The 17,801-nt window shown below is 64.0% G+C and carries 16 protein-coding genes and 1 pseudogene; 11 read left to right on the top strand and 6 right to left on the bottom strand.

Annotated elements, in window-relative coordinates; all coding sequences use genetic code 11:
* Window positions 1-91 precede the first annotated feature (91 nt).
* Window positions 92-1,222 (top strand): annotated as a pseudogene (locus D3242_RS09800) (patatin-like phospholipase family protein).
* A 27-nt stretch (window positions 1,223-1,249) separates the two neighbouring features.
* Here the strand turns inward: D3242_RS09800 and D3242_RS09805 are convergent.
* Entirely contained in the window at window positions 1,250-1,846 is a 597-nt protein-coding gene (locus tag D3242_RS09805; RefSeq protein ID WP_019861694.1) for a TetR/AcrR family transcriptional regulator, read from the bottom strand.
* Between the two features lie 126 nt (window positions 1,847-1,972).
* Between D3242_RS09805 and D3242_RS09810 the strand changes: the two genes are divergently transcribed.
* The 6 genes from D3242_RS09810 (at window position 1,973) to D3242_RS09835 (ending at window position 10,182) form a co-directional block, all read left to right on the top strand.
* Window positions 1,973-2,434 (top strand): (2Fe-2S)-binding protein, encoded by a 462-nt coding sequence (locus D3242_RS09810; protein WP_019861693.1) that lies wholly within the window; start codon window positions 1,973-1,975, stop codon window positions 2,432-2,434.
* 2 nt (window positions 2,435-2,436) lie between these two features.
* Window positions 2,437-4,710, top strand: coding sequence for a xanthine dehydrogenase family protein molybdopterin-binding subunit (locus tag D3242_RS09815; protein WP_064981181.1), 2,274 nt, complete (start codon window positions 2,437-2,439; stop codon window positions 4,708-4,710).
* Window positions 4,707-5,312 (top strand): hypothetical protein, encoded by a 606-nt coding sequence (locus D3242_RS09820; RefSeq protein ID WP_064981179.1) that lies wholly within the window; start codon window positions 4,707-4,709, stop codon window positions 5,310-5,312. The genes D3242_RS09815 and D3242_RS09820 overlap by 4 nt, the downstream gene beginning before the upstream one ends.
* Before the next feature lie 161 nt (window positions 5,313-5,473).
* The gene (locus D3242_RS09825) at window positions 5,474-6,649 is read left to right on the top strand and encodes an efflux RND transporter periplasmic adaptor subunit (RefSeq protein WP_081295922.1); all 1,176 of its coding nucleotides are present in this window, start codon (window positions 5,474-5,476) and stop codon (window positions 6,647-6,649) included.
* Between the two features lie 76 nt (window positions 6,650-6,725).
* A complete protein-coding gene (locus D3242_RS09830; protein WP_019861689.1) occupies window positions 6,726-9,902 on the top strand; it encodes an efflux RND transporter permease subunit in 3,177 nt (1,058 codons plus the stop codon).
* Window positions 9,903-10,023: 121 nt separating this feature from the next.
* A complete protein-coding gene (locus D3242_RS09835; RefSeq protein ID WP_019861688.1) occupies window positions 10,024-10,182 on the top strand; it encodes a DUF3309 family protein in 159 nt (52 codons plus the stop codon).
* A 43-nt stretch (window positions 10,183-10,225) separates the two neighbouring features.
* On the opposite strand, the gene D3242_RS09840 is transcribed toward D3242_RS09835, so the two are convergent.
* Entirely contained in the window at window positions 10,226-11,182 is a 957-nt protein-coding gene (locus tag D3242_RS09840; protein ID WP_038650205.1) for an SDR family oxidoreductase, read from the bottom strand.
* A gap of 88 nt (window positions 11,183-11,270) precedes the next feature.
* Window positions 11,271-11,474, bottom strand: a complete 204-nt coding sequence (locus D3242_RS09845) for a DUF680 domain-containing protein (protein WP_019861686.1) — start codon at window positions 11,472-11,474, stop codon at window positions 11,271-11,273.
* A gap of 115 nt (window positions 11,475-11,589) precedes the next feature.
* Between D3242_RS09845 and D3242_RS09850 the strand changes: the two genes are divergently transcribed.
* Window positions 11,590-12,498, top strand: a complete 909-nt coding sequence (locus tag D3242_RS09850) for a LysR family transcriptional regulator (protein WP_019861685.1) — start codon at window positions 11,590-11,592, stop codon at window positions 12,496-12,498.
* On the opposite strand, the gene D3242_RS09855 is transcribed toward D3242_RS09850, so the two are convergent.
* Entirely contained in the window at window positions 12,462-13,637 is a 1,176-nt protein-coding gene (locus D3242_RS09855) for an MFS transporter (protein ID WP_064981176.1), read from the bottom strand. The genes D3242_RS09850 and D3242_RS09855 overlap by 37 nt on opposite strands.
* Before the next feature lie 189 nt (window positions 13,638-13,826).
* Here D3242_RS09855 and D3242_RS09860 point away from each other — a divergent pair, with 189 nt between their 5' ends.
* Window positions 13,827-14,402, top strand: a complete 576-nt coding sequence (locus tag D3242_RS09860) for a nuclear transport factor 2 family protein (protein WP_223217847.1) — start codon at window positions 13,827-13,829, stop codon at window positions 14,400-14,402.
* Window positions 14,403-14,431: 29 nt separating this feature from the next.
* Here the strand turns inward: D3242_RS09860 and D3242_RS09865 are convergent, their stop codons facing one another.
* Both D3242_RS09865 and D3242_RS09870 read right to left on the bottom strand, forming a co-directional pair.
* Window positions 14,432-14,740, bottom strand: coding sequence for a DUF1244 domain-containing protein (locus D3242_RS09865; protein WP_038653467.1), 309 nt, complete (start codon window positions 14,738-14,740; stop codon window positions 14,432-14,434).
* Window positions 14,741-14,751: 11 nt separating this feature from the next.
* Window positions 14,752-15,549: an N-formylglutamate amidohydrolase gene (locus D3242_RS09870; protein WP_038650197.1), complete on the bottom strand. Its 798-nt coding sequence runs from the start codon at window positions 15,547-15,549 to the stop codon at window positions 14,752-14,754.
* A 246-nt stretch (window positions 15,550-15,795) separates the two neighbouring features.
* On the opposite strand from D3242_RS09870, the gene D3242_RS09875 reads away from it, so the two are divergent.
* Window positions 15,796-16,284, top strand: a complete 489-nt coding sequence (locus tag D3242_RS09875; protein WP_032920777.1) for a DUF1036 domain-containing protein — start codon at window positions 15,796-15,798, stop codon at window positions 16,282-16,284.
* Window positions 16,281-17,717 (top strand): pyruvate kinase, encoded by a 1,437-nt coding sequence (gene pyk, locus D3242_RS09880; protein WP_019861679.1) that lies wholly within the window; start codon window positions 16,281-16,283, stop codon window positions 17,715-17,717. The genes D3242_RS09875 and pyk overlap by 4 nt, the downstream gene beginning before the upstream one ends.
* The last annotated feature ends 84 nt before the right edge of the window (window positions 17,718-17,801 follow it).

Raw genomic sequence — 17,801 nt, forward strand, 5'->3', positions numbered from 1 at the left:
TCCTTATATGCTGCACTGCAACATAGGCCGCCGATAGCTGCTTCCTTCCATGCGTTGTGGCAGGCTGGCGCATAAGGACGACAGGAACGCCATGACGAAGAACGGCAAGGCGGAGGAAAACAAGAAGATCAACATCGCACTTCAGGGCGGTGGTTCGCACGGTGCATTCTCCTGGGGCGTGCTCGACCGGCTGCTGGAGGACGGCAGGCTGGAGATATCGGCGGTGTCCGGCACCAGCGCCGGCGCCATGAACGCGGTGGCGCTGGCCGATGGATTTGTGCGTGGCGGGGTCGACGGTGCGCGGCAAAAACTCGACGATTTCTGGCGCGCGGTGGCGGCGAAGGGCCGGTTCAGCCCGGTGCAGCGCATGCCGTGGGACGTCGCCTGGGGCAATTGGTCGATCGAGAACACGCCGGGCTATGTCTTCTTCGACACCATGTCGCGGGTGTTCTCGCCCTATGTCGCCAACCCGCTCGGGCTCAATCCGCTGCGCGACGTGGTGGCGCAGGAGATCGATTTCAGCAATGTGCGCGCCTGCAAGTCGATGGAACTGTTCATCTCCGCCACCAATGTCGAGACCGGGCAACTGCGGGTCTTTTCCGATGGCGAGATCGACCTCGACACGGTTATGGCCTCGGCTTGCCTGCCGCAATTGTTCCGCGCTGTCGAGATCAAGGGCGTGCCCTATTGGGATGGCGGCTATGGCGGCAACCCGGCGCTCTATCCGTTTTTCAAGACGGCGGCGACCGAGGATGTGCTGCTGGTGCAGATCAATCCGGTGGTGCGCGAAGGAACGCCCAGGAGCGCCAACGAGATCCAGAACCGCATCGACGAAATCACTTTCAATGCCGGGCTGCTGCGCGAATTCCGCTCGATCGCCTTCGTCAAGGAACTGATCGCCGCCGGCCGGCTGCCGCATGGCGAGTATCGCGACATCCGCATGCACCGCATCGATGCCGACGAGGCTTTCAAGGACCTGTCGGCGTCATCGAAGGTCAACGCCGAATGGGCCTTCCTGACCTATCTGCGCGATCTCGGCCGCACCGCCGCTAGCGACTGGCTGGAAGAAAACTAGGATGCCGTCGGCAAGCGGCCGACGCTCGATCTCTCCGGCGAACTCGATGACGGTTTCAAGCCGGTGCGCGGCCCCGCACCCGGCCGGCGGGTCAAGGAATTCCTCGCGGTGCGCAAGAACCCGGAAGCGGAGCGCCGCCGCGCCTGAGCGGAACCCCGACACGCCTAGGCTTCATCAGGCTTTCAACGCCAGGTCGATCACCTTGACCAGGGCGGCGGCCGCCTGCCGCTGCCCCTCGGGATCGCTGATCCGCGCCTTCATGCCTTCCAGCCCATCGAGCAGCATGTCGGCAAGCAGTTGCGTCGACAGCCCCCTGGCCGCCAGGTCGACGCCGTTCCTGGCCGCCTCGCCATGGATCGCGGCGGCGATATGTTCGACAAGGCCGCCGCGCCAGCACCCGACGAGATCGCCGAGGCTCGATTTCATGTCCAGCAATTCGGCGCCATGAGGGGAGGCAACGACGGCGCTCATCATCGAGATGAAAGCTTCGTCGATGGCTCGCATCATGCGCTCGGTGAAAGCATCATCGCCGGCCAGAGCCATTTTTGCCGCAGCGACCGAGCGCGACAGCACCATCATGGCGATAGCGCGGAAAATGTCGGTCTTGTTCTTGAACTGAAGATAAAGCGCCGGACGCGACATGTCGGCGGCGCGGGCAATGTCGTCCATGGTGGTGCGGGAGAAGCCATAGGCCAAAAACACCTTCATTGCGCCATCCAGGATACGGACGCGTTTGGGGTCGATGGCGGCGATGTCTTCGTTCTGATTCATGGAGCGACATTATCCTGCAAAATCTAAATTGACAAAATGACGGAATTTGTCAATCTGTATCGAGACGAAGCGACCCAAGGGGGACGCTTCGCTCCAGGGCTGTGGACGACAACAAAAGGGTATCCCATGCGCCTCACCGTCGACGGGCAGTCATTCGACATCGACGCCGATCCGGCCATGCCGCTGCTGTGGGCGCTGCGCGATCTCATCGGCAAAACGGGACCGAAGTTCGGCTGCGGCATTGCCGCCTGCGGCGCCTGCACGGTGCATGTCGATGGTCAGCCGGTGCGCTCCTGCTCGCTTCCGCTCGGCCAGGTCAGCGGCGCTGTCACCACCATCGAAGGCATCGGCACGGCGGACAGGCTGCATCCGGTGCAGCAGGCATGGCTGGAGGAACAGGTCGCGCAATGCGGCTATTGCCAGGCCGGCCAGATCATGAGCGCGGTGGCGCTGCTCGACGAGATCGCCGACCCGAGCGACGCCGATATCGACAACGCCATGGGCGGCAATCTCTGCCGCTGCGGCACCTATCCGAAGATCCGCTCGGCCATCAGGAAGGCCGCGGCGCTCAAGACGGCGGGGCTCTGATCATGGCCAGTGTCGGAAAGATCGCCCGCCGCACGTTCCTGATCGGCGCGGCCGCTGTCGCGGGCGGCGTTGCCGTCGGCTACTACTATTATCGCAAACCGTTTCCGAACCCGCTCGAGGCCGATCTCGGCAAGGGTGAGGCGACCTTCAACCCCTATGTGAAGATCGGCGCCGACAACACCATCACCATCGTCGCGCCGCGCGCCGAGATGGGACAAGGCATCTCGACGACGCTCGCCGTCATGGTCGCCGAAGAACTCGATGTCGGTCTCGATCAGGTCAAAGTCGAGCACGGCCCGGCCTCCTACGCCTATTACAACGCGGCGATCCTCGAGGAGGGCGGTCCGTTCGCCTTCTTCGACGAGGGCATGACGGCGCAAGCGGTGCGCTCAGGTCTCGGTGTGGTCGGCAAGTTCCTTGCTGTCCAGGCCACCGGCGGTTCGGCTTCAGCGCGTGATGGTTTCGACAAGATGCGCCAGGCTGGCGCCGCAGCCCGGCATCTGCTGATCGCGGCCGCGGCGCAGAAACTCGGCGTTGCCGCCGCCGATCTGGAAACAGCCAACGGTTCGATCCTGCACAAGGCATCGGGCAAGTCGCTGACCTATGGCGCGGTTGCCGCGGCTGCCGCCACCATGGCGCCGTCGGCCGAAGTCAGGCTCAAGGACAGAGTCGACTGGAAGCTGCTGGGAAAGCCGCAGAAGCGCATCGACATGCTGGCCAAGGTCACCGGAGCGCCGATCTTCGGCATCGATGTCAGGCTGCCGGATATGCTCTACGGCACGGTGAAGATGAGCCCGCGCTTCTGGGCCAAGCCAGTCAAGGCTGATCTCGCCAAAGCCGAGAAAATGCCCGGCGTGATCAAGATCGTGCCGCTCGAGACGAATTACGGCCACGGCTTCGGCATCATCGCGCAAAATACCTGGGCGGCCTTCAGGGCGGCCGACGCCATCGACGCCCAATGGGCGGATCCCGAATATCCGCTCGGCAGCGCTGCCATATCAGACGTGCTGAAACAGGCGCTCGGCACCAAGGGGTCGGCAATGCGCGACAATGGCGATGTCGATACCGCCTTCGCCGACGCGCCGCGCGAACGGATGGTCGAGGCGGACTATGCCGTGCCCTATCTGGCGCATGCGACCATGGAGCCGATGAACGCCACGGCGCGGTTCAGCGATGGCGCCCTCGACATCTGGTGCGGCAACCAGGCGCCGACCCTGGTGCGCCAGCTCTGCGCCAACGCGGTCGGCATCGGGCAGGACAAGGTCACTGTCCACACTACCTTCATGGGCGGCGGTTTTGGCCGCCGTACCGAGATGGACTTCTCGCTTTGCGCCGCGTTGATGGCGAAGGAGACAGGCGGGCGCCCAATCAAGGTGACCTGGACGCGCGAAGAGGACATGCGCCACGACGCCTACCGGCCGGCCGCGGTCGGCAAGTTCCAGGCGCGGCTTGGCGACGACGGCATGCCGGTCGCCGTCGACATGAAGATCGCCTCGCCGTCGGTGATCGCCAGCACCTTGCGCCGGCTGTTTCCCTCGATACCGCCGGTCGGTCCCGACAAGTCCATTGTCGATGGGGCCTATGACCAGCCCTACACCATTGCGAACTATCGGGTGAGCGGCGTCGCGGCGCCCGTCTCGATTCCCGTCGGCTTCTGGCGCTCGGTCGGCAGTTCTATCAACGGCTTCTTCCATGAAGGGTTCATGGACGAGATCGCCACCGCCGGCAAAATCGATCCGGTCGAGATGCGCAAGAGATTGATGGCCGCCTATCCCTCGGCGGTGAAGGTCGTCGAGAAGGTCGCCGCGATGGCGAAATGGGGCGAGGCACTGCCCGCCGGCAAGGCCAAGGGCATGGCTTTCACGCTATCTTTCGGCAGCTGGGTCGGCGAGATCGTCCAGGTGGCGGACACCCCGGCGGGCATCCGCATCGAGAAGGTATGGATCGCCGCCGATGTCGGCACAGCGCTCGATCCGGGCATCATCGAGGCACAGCTGATTTCCGGCGCCATCTATGGCCTGTCAGCGGCAATGGGACAGCAGATCACCTTCGCCGACGGCATGGTCGAACAGTCGAACTTCCACGATTTCGACGCCATGCGGATCTTCCAGTGCCCGACCTTCGAAGTCGCCATACTGGAGAATTTCCACAAGATGGGCGGCGTCGGCGAGGTTGGCACACCGCCGGCGGCACCGGCGCTGGCCAATGCCATCTTCGCGCTCACCGGCAAGCGCATCCGCACGTTGCCGCTGTCGACAATGGTGGCCTTCGCATGAAGAAGCTTCTCATCATGCTGACGCCTGCTGCCATCTTGTTTTCGGCGGCGCCTTTCGCAACCGCACAGGAGAGCCAGACATCACCGAGCCCGACGGTCGACATGGCCAAGGGCCTGTCCGAATGGGACAAGATCTATGCGGTGTTCTCACATCCGCGCTGCGCCGATTGTCATGTCGCGGACGACCGGCCGCGCTGGTCGGGTGCGCATTACGGCGCCACATCTGTGCACGCCTTCAACGTCCAGCGCGGCACCGACGGATCGGGCTTCGGCAATCCGGGCCTGCGCTGCACAACCTGCCATTTCTCCAGTAATTCCAATGCATTGCACGGACCACCCGGCGCCGAGGGTTGGCATTTGGCGCCGGCCGAGATGGCCTGGTTCGGTAAATCCTCGGCCGAAATCTGCGCCCAGATCAAGGATCCGGCGCGCAATGGCGACCGCAAATTGACCGATGTCGCGCTGCATGTCCGCGACGATAAACTTGTCGCCTGGGGCTGGGCGCCGGGCTCGGATCGTGAGCCGGCTCCGGGCTCTGCCGAAGCGACCTATCAAGCGATCGAAAACTGGATGGCGGCGGGTTCACCTTGCCCGATGCCGTAATGGCCTTGCAACTTTAAGGCTATATTGCAGTGCAACTTTGATGTAGAAGCGGCGCTCGCCGATCACGGCAATTTGAACACGGTCAGGCGCGCACCCATATCGGCGACGCGCCCGCGTCATGAAGGCGCGGTGCTGGCTGAACCCGCAGTGGAAAAATGACGATGCCTAAAATCAGGTTTCACAAGCTTGCAGCCATTGTTGTGCTCATTGGTTTCGCGGCGTGGATGGCGACAGGCGAATTCTCATCGGTCGGCAGCGTAGCGGCCAACAAGGCCAAGGCGGCCGAAGTCGAGCAGGGCAAGGCGCAGGACGCGAGCAAGCCAAAGACGGCGGAGGCCGAACCGAAGGCGCCGTTGCGCACCGTTGCCGTGGTGACGCCGCCGCGCAAGACCTATGCGCGCGCCATCCGCATTTCCGGCCTAACCGAGGCTGACAAGCGCGCGGTTCTGGCAACCCGCGTCGCCGGCGTCATCGACAAGCTGCCGGTCAAGCAAGGCGATCATGTCAAGACCGGCGACCTGGTGCTGATGCTGGCGGCGGAAGAAAAGATCTCGAACGTCGACAACGCCAGGCAGTTGCTGGTGCAGCGCAAGGCCGAGCTCGATGCCGCCGAGCGGCTCGCCCGGACCGGCAATCTGCCCAAGCTGCAGCTCGACACCGCCCGCTCCAACTTGACCCAGGCGCAATCCCTGCTGGATACCGCGCAGGCCGAACTCGACCGCAACGAGGTCAAGGCGCCGTTCGACGGCGTCATCGACCGGGTGCCAGTGGAGCTTGGCAGTTCGGTCATGCAGGGCGGCGAGGTGGCGACCATCATCAAGCTCGATCCGGTGATCGCCCGCGGCGAGATCAGCGAGCGCGACCTCGGCTATCTCAAGATCGGCGACAAGGCCGGCGTCCGGCTGGTCAGCGGCCAGACCGTCGAAGGCACCGTGCGCTACATCAGCCGCGATGCGTCGTCGGCGACCCGTACCTTCCGCGTCGAGGTCGCCATCCCCAATGCCGACGGCTCGGTGCCGGCCGGCATGACGGCGGAAATCCAGCTCAGCGCGCTGCCGACCGACGCGGTCCTGCTGCCACGCTCGGTGGTGACACTGGGCGACAAGGGCGATCTGGGCATCCGCGCCGTCGGCAAGGACAACAAGGTTGCGTTCTTCCCGATCGACCTGGTCGACGACACCCCGACCGGCCTCGTGCTTGGCGGCATCCCGGCCGATGCGCACATCATCGTCGCCGGCCAGGAACTGGTGAAGGAAGGCGATGAGGTAAAGCCGGTCGAGGCCGACCAGGCGACCATCAACAAGCTGATCGGCGAAGCCACCGCCGGGACGCAGTAGCGCAGCGACGCCGGCGCCGGGCTCTGCCCGGCGATGTCAGTCCGTTCGCCACTCCCGAAAGCAACAGGCATAAGTCATGGATATCGTCAGACTCGCAATCAACAATGCCCGGTTGACCATCTCGGTCCTGGTCTTCCTGCTGATTGCAGGCTGGGTCGCCTATCAGTCGACGCCGAAGGAAGCGGAACCCGACGTTCCGATTCCGATGATGTATGTCAGCCTGATCTATCAAGGCATCTCGCCGGAGGATTCCGAGCGCCTGCTGCTGCGGCCGATGGAAAGCAAGCTGAAAAGCCTGAAGGGCCTCAAGGAAATGCGCTCGGCCGCCTTCCAGGGCGGCGGCTATGTGCTGGTCGAGTTCCAGCCGCAGACCAATCTGGCGACGGCACTGCAGGATACACGCTCCAAGGTGCAGGACGGCAAGGCCGATCTGCCGCAAGCGGCCGAGGAGCCTGTCGTCACCGAGGTCAACATTTCCGAATTCCCGGTGCTTGTCGTCACACTGTCGGGCGAATTGCCCGAACGCGTGCTGGCCGCCGCGGCGCGCGAACTGCGTGATCGCATCGAGGAGGTGCCCGGCGTTCTCGAAGGCTCGCTGCAGGGCTCGCGCGACGATCTCGTCGAGGTCGTCATCGATCCGATGAAGCTGTCTTCATACGGGCTGCAACTTGACCAGCTGATCGGCGCCGTCGGCGCCTCCAACAGCCTGGTCGCCGCCGGCAATATCGAGGGCTCGCAAGGCAAATACGCCGTCAAGGTGCCGTCGCTGATCGAGACGCCGGAGGATGTCGCGGCGCTGCCGGTGGTTGCCGGCCCCAATGCCGTGGTGCAGGCCAAGGACATCGCGACGATCCGCTCGACCTTCGCCGACGCCACGACGATCACGCGCCTCAACGGCAAGCCGGCCATCGCCATCGAGGTCAAGAAGCGCATCGGCGCCAATCTGATCGATACGTTGACCAAGGTGAGGGCGGTGTCCGACGCCTTCGTCAAAACCATGCCCGAGGGGATGCACGTCACCTACACGCAGGACAAGTCGGTCTTCGTCAACCAGCTGCTGGGTGATCTGCAGAACCACGTGATGATCGCCGTCATCCTGGTGTTCATCGTCATCCTCTACGCGCTGTCCGGCCGTGCCTCGCTGCTCATTGGCCTCGCCATCCCGTCGTCCTTCCTGATCGGCATCCTGCTATTGGCGATGATGGGCTACACGATCAACATGATCGTGCTGTTCAGCCTTATCCTGGCGGTCGGCATGCTGGTGGACGACGCCATCATCGTCACCGAATTCGCCGAACGGCGGATGAGCGAAGGCATGCCGAAGCAGGAAGCCTTCGCGCTTGCCGCCAAGCGCATGGCCGGACCGGTCATCGCGGCGACGATGACGCGTATCGCCGCCTTCTCGCCGCTGCTGTTCTGGCCAGGCATCATCGGCGACTTCATGAAGTACATGCCGATCACGCTGATCGTCACGCTGTCGGCGTCGATGCTCTATGCGCTGGTCTTCGCGCCGACGCTTGGCGCGATCTTCGCCAAGGCGCCGGAGCATCACGCCGACGACAATCGCGACGGCTGGTACATGGCGGTCGTCAAGCAGGCGGTGCGCTTCCCCATCACCGTGCTGGTGCTCACCGTCGTCTTGCTGGCCGGCATCTTCGTTGGCTATTCGAAGTACGGCGCCGGCGTCGAGTTCTTCCCGAGCGTGGAGCCCGACTACGGCCTGCTCTATGTGCATGCCCGCGGCAACCTTTCGCTGGCCGAAATGGACACGGCGACCAAGATCGCCGAAAACCGGCTGCTCGGCTGGCCGGGCCTCAAGTCGGTCTATACCCGCGTCGGCAAGTCCGAAGGCGGCGGCCAGGATGTGCCCGAGGATGTCGTCGGCGTCATCCAGTACGAATTCATCGACTGGCGCGAGCGCAAATCGGCGAACCAGATCCTGAACGATCTGCGTGGCGTCATGGCCGGCATTCCCGGCGTCGACGTCGAGGTCCGCGTCCCGGAAGCCGGTCCGCCGACCGGCAAGCCGATCCAGATCAGGCTCTCGGCCATCGACCCAAAGGGATTGGACGAGAAGGCGCGTGCGGTTGCGGCGCGCATCGCCAAGGTTCCCGGCGTCATCGACGTTTCCGACGGCCTGCCGCCGCCCGGCGTCGACTGGGCACTCGAGGTCGACCGCGCCAAGGCTGCGCAGTACGGCATCAGCCCGACCTCGGTCGGGACGGTGGTGCAGCTCGTCACCAACGGCCTGAAGCTGTCGGAATACCGGCCTGCCGGCGCCGACAAGGCGGTCGACATCCGGCTGCGCTTGCCGGAGGACCGGCGCACGCTGTCGACGCTCGACGAGCTCAGGGTGCAGACCTCGCAAGGGTCGGTGCCGATTTCGAACTTTGTCGTCCGCAAGGCCAAGCCAAGCGTCGGCATCCTCAACCGCATCGACGGCGCCCGCACCGTTGTGGTGCAGGCCAACGTCGCCGCCGGCAAGCAGGTCGCCGCCGTGCAGCAGGAGGTCACCCAGGCCGTCACCGACATGAATCTCGGCAGCGGCATCCGCTGGAAACTGGCCGGCTCGAACGAGGACAGCGCCGAAGCCAGCGCCTTCCTCAGCAAGGCCTTCGGTGCGGCGATCTTCCTGATCTTCCTGGTGCTTTTGGCGCAGTTCAACAAGTTCACCAGCGTCTGGCTGGTGCTGTCCTGCGTGGTCATGGCGACGATCGGCGTTTTCCTGGGACTGCTGATAACAGGCGAGACGTTCGGCATCGTCATGTCGGGCATCGGCGTCATCGCGCTGGCCGGCGTGGTGGTGAACAACAACATCGTGCTGATCGACACCTATGACCGGCTGCGCGAAGAGGGCTGGGACAAGATGGATGCCGTGCTGCAGACCTGCCGCGAGCGTGCGCGACCGGTGGTGCTGACGGCGGTGTCGGCCATCCTCGGCGTGCTGCCGATCGCCTTCGGCCTCGGGCTGGAGATCTTCCATCACGAGACGACGATCAACGCGCCGTCGACGCAATGGTGGATTTCGCTGTCCTCGGCGATCGTCTTCGGCCTCTCCTTCGCCACGGTGCTGACGCTGGTGGTGACGCCGTCGATGCTGATGGTGTTCACCCGCGCCAAGGTCAAGCCAGGCGCACGGCGCGGCCTGATCAGCCGGCTGTTCCGGCGCGGCAAGGGCGAAATCTCGTCGGAGACGCCGACGGCGGACGCCGGCGCGGAACCCGCGATCGCCTTTCCAAAAGCCGCCGAGTAGGCAGGCTTGCCAATCTGAAAGGCAAAGGCCGCCCGGAACAACCGGGCGGCCTTTTGCATTGTTCCCCCCGGCGTCATGCGAAAGCATCGTCCTTGGGCAAACTCAATGCAGGGAATTTCTCATGCCGATCAGCACCCTTGTCATCATAGTCCTGATCCTTGTCCTGATCGGCGCGGTGCCAGCCTGGCCGCATTCGCGCTCCTGGGGTTATGGACCCTCTGGCATCGTCGGTGTGGTGCTGGTGGTGATCCTGGTGTTGCTGCTGATGGGGCGGCTCTGAGCCGCCTTTTCGGTTCGTGACGGACATGGCCCGACGGCTTAACTCAGGCAGCCTTCATGCTCTTCACAGTGGCGATGCCGATGTCCTCGAGGGCTTGGGCGACCGCCTGATCGAGCGGCGTGTGCGGGACTTCGCCGATGATGCCTTCCAGCCGCGTCGAGGCCAACCGATGCGGCTCGAAGCGCAGGTAGGACATCGAGACGATCTCGCGCCACATCGCCACGAACGGGCTGCCGGCGCGCAGCACCCACCAGGGCATCGAGGTCATCTTGAGCGGCCGGTCAAGCGCCTTTTCTGCAGCGGCCTTGATCTCAACATCGGTGACGGCATGGCCTGGAAAGTTCAGCGCCTCATAGGAGCCGAGCTTGTCGAGATTCTTGGCCAGTGCGACGAAGCCCACGGCGAAGTCCGGCAGATAAGCCCATTCATGCACGAGGTCGGCGGGACCGGGCGCGGTGTAGACGCCCTTGCTGATCTTGGCGGCGACGACCAGGTCGAACCAGGAGCCGCTGCCGGTGCCGCCGAAGAAGTCGCCGGCGCGCAGCAGAATGGTGCGCACCCGGCTGGCCTCTGCCTCGTGGCGGAACAGATCCTCCATGGCGCAGCGGATACGGCCCTTATCGGTGGTCGGATGGAACGGCGTGTCTTCCGTGATCACCGCCGGCATAGGCGAGCCGTAATTGTAGACGGTGCCGGGGAACAGATGCAGCGCGTTGTTGGCATGGCAGGCGGCCATGACGTTCTCGGCCATCGGCAAGCATTTGCCCCAGTCGGTGTAGATCGGGTTGAGGCCGTTGAAGATGATATCGACGCCCTCGGTGGCACGGATCAGCGATTGACGGTCCAGCGCATCGCCGGCAACCGCCGTGGCGCCTTCGAGCTCGGCCGGCACATTGCCGGTGCGGGTGACGGTGCGGACGTCGAAGCCGGCGTCGATGAAGGCCTTGGCAACCACGCGGCCGAGCCGGCCATTGGCGCCGAGAATTGCGATCTTGGTCATTGTTCGTCTCCTTGTTTAATTTGAAGCAACGGGGGTTTGAGGCGGCGGGACGCGCCCGCCGCTTTCTGGATCTTCCGCGGACCGCCGTTCAGCGGCTGCCGAAGAGGTCGCGGTTGCTGCCCTGGGGCTTCTGATCGGTGATCTCGGATTTCTCGATCGAGGTGGTGGTCGTGGCGTCGGTGCTGGCGACGACAGGCTGGCTGGCGTCGTTCGAGCCGAACTTGTCGCTGCCGGCAAAAGCCGTGCTGGCGGCGATGAGGAGGGCGGCGGCGGTGAGAGCGATCTTGGTCATTTTGAATTCTCCTGGTTGGTGGTTGCAGTCCGTATCGGTGTTTGCAGGGCGAATATGATTGCCTCACTGATGAATTGAAATTGACCATGGATGCAGTTCTGATATTCATTATTGAATGGCTGATATCGACTGGAACTTGATCAAGAGCTTCGTCACGGTCGCGGAAACCGGCAGCTTGTCGGCTGCCGCGCGCAAGCTGTCGGCCAGCCAGCCGACGCTTGGCCGTCACATCGGCGAATTGGAGCAGGCGCTCGGTGTCACGCTGTTCAGGCGCGGGCGTAGCGGCTATGCGCTGACGGAAGCCGGCGCCACGCTGTTCGAACGCGGCAAGACGGTCAGCGAGCAGGCGAGCGCGTTTTCACGCCTGGCGCTGGGTTCGGTCGAGGCAATCGAAGGCACGGTGCGCATCGCCGCCAGCGAAGTGGTGGCGGCCTATGTGCTGCCCGACATGACCGCACGGCTCGGCATCGAGGAACCCGGCATCGAGGTCGAGATCGTTGCCTCGAACCAGGTCGAGAACCTGCTGCGCCGGGACGCCGACATCGCCATCCGCATGGTCAAGCCGGCGCAGAACGAACTGGTGGCACGCAAGGTCTGCGACATCCCGCTCTGCGCCTGCGCGGCCATTTCCTATCTCGACCGGCGCGGCCGCCCGCTTGGGCCGGCCGACCTTACCGATCACCCCTTGATCGGCTTCGACCGCAGCGACGAGATGATCCGGGGCTTTACGCAATTCGGCCTCCCGGTCACCCGGAGCAGTTTCCGTTTCAGGGCGGACAACCAGGTCGTCCTGTGGGAGGCGGTGCGGGCGGGAAACGGCATTGGCCTCGGTCAGGAGCCGCTGGCCGATCGCGACCCGCTGGTGGAGAAGGTGCTGCCCGGCCTGCCGCTGCCAAGCCTGCCGGTATGGCTGGCGATGCATCGCGATGTGCGCAGCAGCGTGCGCATCCGCCGCGTGGCGGATTTTCTCCACGAGGAGTTGAAGCGCTATTCGGCGGGCACGGCGGCGAATTCGGCGCGGTGAGCGAGGCCCGCCATCAGCAAGACGACGATCAGCAGCACCGACATGGCGATGAAGATCGGTCCGAAGTTGGAATGCTCGGCGACGAAGCCGATCGCCGACGGCGCCACCAAGATGCCGGAATAGCCCATGGTGGTGACAACGCTCATGCCGGTGCCCGACGACATGCCTTCCTGGTTGCCGCCCGCCGAAAAGATGATCGGCACCATATTGGCGATGCCTGAGCCGCAAAGGGCAAAGGCGGCGATGGCGAGCCAGGGCGAGGGCGACAGGCCGGCGATCAGCATGCCGGTGGCGGCGACGACAGCCGAGCCGCGCAGCGTCGTCACCGCGCCGAAGCGGTTGCGCACGCCATCGCCGAAGAAGCGCATGATCGCCATGACGCCGGAAAAGGCGGCATAGGCAAGGCCGGCGACGGCAAGGTCGGCGCCGAGTTCTTGTCGCAGATACAGCGCCGCCCAATCGAGCACCGCGCCCTCGGAGATCATCGTCAGCAGAGCCATCAGGCCGATCAGGTAGACCAGCGGGTTTGCCGGCAGCGTGAATCTGTGATGCTCGGCCGCCTGTGGCCTGTCCTCGGCGACGAGATAGCCGACCGCCATCGCGATCGCCGCGAAGGCAAGCACGGTCACGACCGCGGCATGGGCGAGGTGGCCATAGTGCTGGATGGCAAAGCCGCCGAGGCCGCCGCCGGCGAAACCGCCGAGGCTCCAGAAGCCGTGCGAGGAGGACATGATGGCGCGCGACATCTTTCGCTCCACCACCACCGCATTGGCGTTCATGGCGACATCCATGCCGCCGATCGAGCCGCCGAAAATGAACATGGCGATGGCCGCCAGCGGCACGTTGGGCGCCAGCGCCACGACCAGCAGGCCGAGGCTGCCGCACAGGCCGAACCAGCGCAGCACGGTGCGCGAGCCATGTTTCGAGATCAGGTGGCCGCACCAGGTCATGGCGGTGACTGCACCGGCGCCGAACAAAAGGATCAGCAGGCCAAGCGTGAATTTCGAAATGTCGAGCCGGGTCAGGAACACAGGGATCTGCGGCGCCCAGCTACCGGTCAGGAAGCCATTGGCGAGGAAAATGGCCGCCACGGCCCATCGCCCGCGAATGGCAGTCTGCATGGCGTTTTGCGCATACATGGCTCGAATCCGGTCAAGAAATGGCTTTGCGCGGCAAATTAGATCGATTCAATTTTCAGTCAAGCACTCATTGCTCAAAGTTCTGGGCCAAGCGGAGGGCCAACTGGCCACGTCTTCGTGCGGTGCCGCTGCGCATGTCCTGCCATCAAGGAAGGCCGGCATCCATGCTTTCTTGAGACCAGCGGCCAGATGAGAGATGATCCGTTCTGCGCCGCCGCCGGTGGCACGCTGCCCGGCCATGCCGAAGCACGGCGATCAAGCGTGGTTGCACCACCATTTGAAGACTTAAAGGAGTATCGATTGCCGTCAACACGGACACCAAAAGACACATTCCTCGCATTGGTGCGCGGGATTTGCGAAGCAAGCCCAGATCTGCCGGAATTGTATGCGGAGAACACGTCGGTCGTGCACCCATTCGACCCATTGAAACGACCTGAGCTTGTCGGCCGCGAAGCACTTCGGCGACATTTTGGGGCAATGAAGGGCACCCCGACGATTAGATTGGAGCCGACGAATATTCATGTCCATGAGACTGCCGATCCGGAGGTCATCGTGGCTGAATTCAGCTATGCGGGGCACGTGATCGAAAGCGGCCAGGCTGTTTCCTATCCCTGTATCTTCGTCATGCGCGTGCGAAATGGGGAGATTGTAGAATCGCGAGACTACGTTGATCACGTTGGATCGGCCGAAGCCCGTGGCATCCTAAGCGATCTTATGGAGAAGATCAGGCAAACACGCCTGACCAGTTCTGCCGAGGCCGGCTAGACCAGCCAGTTCTTGACGCCAGCCGTGTCTTAGTGATCTTTCGGCCGTCTGGCCTCGAATTCGGCTTTCTTGGCGTCCGACGCTTCGGTCTGGTTGAGAGCCTGCCACTCGGCATAGGGCATGCCGTAGACGATCTCGCGCGACTGATCCTTGGAGAGATCGACACCTTCGGCATTGGCCGCCTCGCGATACCAGTTCGACAGGCAATTGCGACAGAAACCGGCGAGGGTCATCAGGTCGATGTTCTGCACGTCGCTGCGTTCCCTGAGGTGCTCGACCAGCCGGCGAAAAGCGGCGGCTTCGAAATCGCGCTTCTGCTCGTCGCTGAGTTTGGTCATCGGAACCTCCGTCATAGCGGCCCGGTGCGCGAGCCGAATATTTTTACCGCATGTATATCGGGACGGCGGTCTATCGCGTCAACGATTGGCGCCAAGCGCTCGGCCCAGGCAAGCGCGCCTTGCTGGTCCGCTATCAGGTCCTGGCGGATCTCGATCAGCGCGTGGGCATAGCCGTTGACGATGGCGTGCCTGAACATGGTGTCGCCACGCAGCGCGCCGTCATAGGGCTCGTTGTCGCCGACGATCAGGTTCTTGTCCTGCGCCAGCATATCGATCAGCGGGCGCGCAACCCGGTCGTCCAGATCCCACAGGATGCCGACATGCCACGGACGTTGCCTGCCCTGCATCACCGGCGTGAAGGAATGCACGGAGAAGATGAAGGGCGCCCGGCCGGAAGCCTGCGCGACCGAGGCGATCATGGCGCCGACGGCGTCGTGGTAGGGCCGGTAGAAGCGGTCGAGCCGCCTTTCGCGCTCTTCCGGCGCGATGGGATAGTTTCCCGGCACCACCGTGCCGTCATAGAGCTGGCGGATGAGCGTCGGATCGTCCTCGCCGCGATTGGGGTCGATCAACAGCCGCGAAAAATTGGCGATGACCGCCGGCACGTCGAGCAAGCCGGCGAGTTCGCGCGTCACCGCTTCGACGCCAATGTCATAGGCGATGTGCCGGTCGAACTCCGCCGCGGGCAGGCCGAGGCTGCCATAGTCGTCGGGCAGGTCGCGGCGGGCATGATCGGCCAGAAGCACGATGCCCCGCTTGCGGTCGCCCTCGACAATGTCGAAAGGCGCGAAAACTGTGGATCGGGTCATTGGCGGGAAATGGTCTGTTCGCTGGCTTCCGGGGAGGGTGCTATCGTCATTCCACGAAGACGACGCGTGCGCAATGCCGTTGTTTGGCCAAGGTTTATCGGGAAATCTGGCAAAGGGCGACGGATAGTGCGCCGGGAGCCTTCCTAAATCGATTGGAATTGATCAAAACGGCGCGTTGACATGCGCCCGGACTTTTCCGAAAAGGGGCGCAGAGAGATGCAGATGTGGTTCTTGAGGGGTTTTCGGATGGGTTCCGCTGGCAGGCAGCGCATGCGCTCTGCCTTTGCCATGCCGTTCCTGACCGTGGCCGTCGGCCTGTCGGCGATGGTCATGGCCTCGCCGGCGCGCGCCGATTTCCGTGTCTGCAACGCCACGCAGAACCTGGTCGGCGTCGGCATTGGCTATCGTGCCAAGGCCGGCTGGATCACCGAAGGCTGGTGGCACATTGAAGGATCGAGCTGCAAGACGTTGATCGAAGGGCCGCTGTCATCAAGGTTTTACTATCTTTATGCAGAAGACGCCGAGCGCGGTGGACGCTGGGACGGCCCGATCAACATGTGCGTGGCTGAAAAAGAGTTCAAGATCGCCGGCGTAAACGACTGCGTCGCCCGGGGCTTTCAGCGCGCCGGATTCCAGGAATATGACACGGGCGAACAGGCAAGCTGGATGGTCCAGCTGACCGATGAACCCGCAACGGGAGGCGCACCAGCCGCCCCGGGAACCAACAGTCAATGAGACGCAGCCGCAAGGTCAAGATCCTAGCCACAATCGGTCCGGCATCCTCCTCCGAGGAGATGCTGCAGAAATTGTTCGAAGCGGGCGCCGATGTGTTCCGCATCAATATGAGCCATACCGACCACGAACTGATGCGCACGCTGGTCGGCCGCATCCGCGCCGTCGAGGAAAAGGTCGGTCGGCCGATCGGCATCCTCGCCGACCTGCAAGGGCCCAAGCTGCGCGTCGGCAAGTTCGCCAATGGCAAGGAAGTGCTGACGCCAGGCCAGACCTTCACGCTCGACGACAATCCCGAGCCCGGCACGTCGACCAGGGTCTATCTGCCGCATCCGGAGATCCTGAGTTCGGTCGAGCCCGGTCACCGTCTTTTGATCGACGACGGCAAGCTCGAGCTGAAGGCGGTGAAGAGTGACGGCAAGTCGATCGTCTGCACGGTCGTCGCCGGCACGACGATTTCCGATAAGAAGGGCGTCAGCCTGCCCGATACCGACCTGCCGGTCGGCGCGCTGACCGAGAAGGACCGCAAGGATCTCGACGCGGTGCTCGCCACGGGCGTCGACTGGATTGCGCTGTCCTTCGTGCAGCGGCCCGAGGATCTGGCCGAAGCGCGCAAGATCGCGCGCGGCCGCGCCCTGATCATGGCCAAGATCGAAAAGCCGCAAGCCGTCGCCCGGCTGGCTGAGATCATCGAACTGTCCGACGCGCTGATGGTCGCCCGCGGCGATCTCGGCGTCGAGATGCCGCTGGAAGCCGTGCCCGGCATCCAGAAGCAGATCACGCGCGCCGCGCGCCGCGCCGGCAAGCCGGTGGTGGTCGCCACGCAGATGCTGGAATCGATGATCACCGCACCGGTGCCGACCCGCGCCGAAGTCTCCGACGTCTCGATCGCTGTCTTCGAGGGCGCCGACGCCATCATGCTGTCGGCGGAATCGGCGGCGGGTGCCTATCCCGTCGAAGCGGTAGCGATGATGAACCGCATCGCGACCAAGGTCGAAACCGACCCGACCTATGCCGGCATCATCAACGCCCAGCGCTCCGAGCCGGAAGCGACCGGCGCCGACGCCATCTCACTGGCCGCCCGCGAGATCGCCGAGACGCTGAAACTGTCGGCGATCATCACCTACACGGCATCCGGCACCACCGGGCTGCGCGCCGCGCGCGAACGGCCCCAGGTGCCGATCATCGCGCTGTCGCCGATCCTCAACACCGCGCGGCGGCTGTCGCTTCTGTGGGGCACGCACTGCGTCGTCTCGCCCGATGCCACCGATCTCGACGACATGGTCAACCGCGCCTGCCGCATTGCGCTGGAAGAAGAGTTCGGCAAGCCGGGCGACCGCGTCATCATCACCGCTGGTGTGCCGCTGAGGACGCCCGGCTCGACCAACATGCTGCGCATCGCCTATGTCGGCTCGGAAAAGCAGGGCAGCCGCTAAGCAGCTGATTTTGAGACTGAAGCGTGTCGCGCGGTTTCGTGCGGCTCGCCGTGGCTGGAATACAAAGCGCGGTACAAGGATCCC

It is taken from the genome of Mesorhizobium jarvisii (genome assembly GCF_003601985.1).
Classification (GTDB): Bacteria; Pseudomonadota; Alphaproteobacteria; order Rhizobiales; family Rhizobiaceae; genus Mesorhizobium; species Mesorhizobium jarvisii.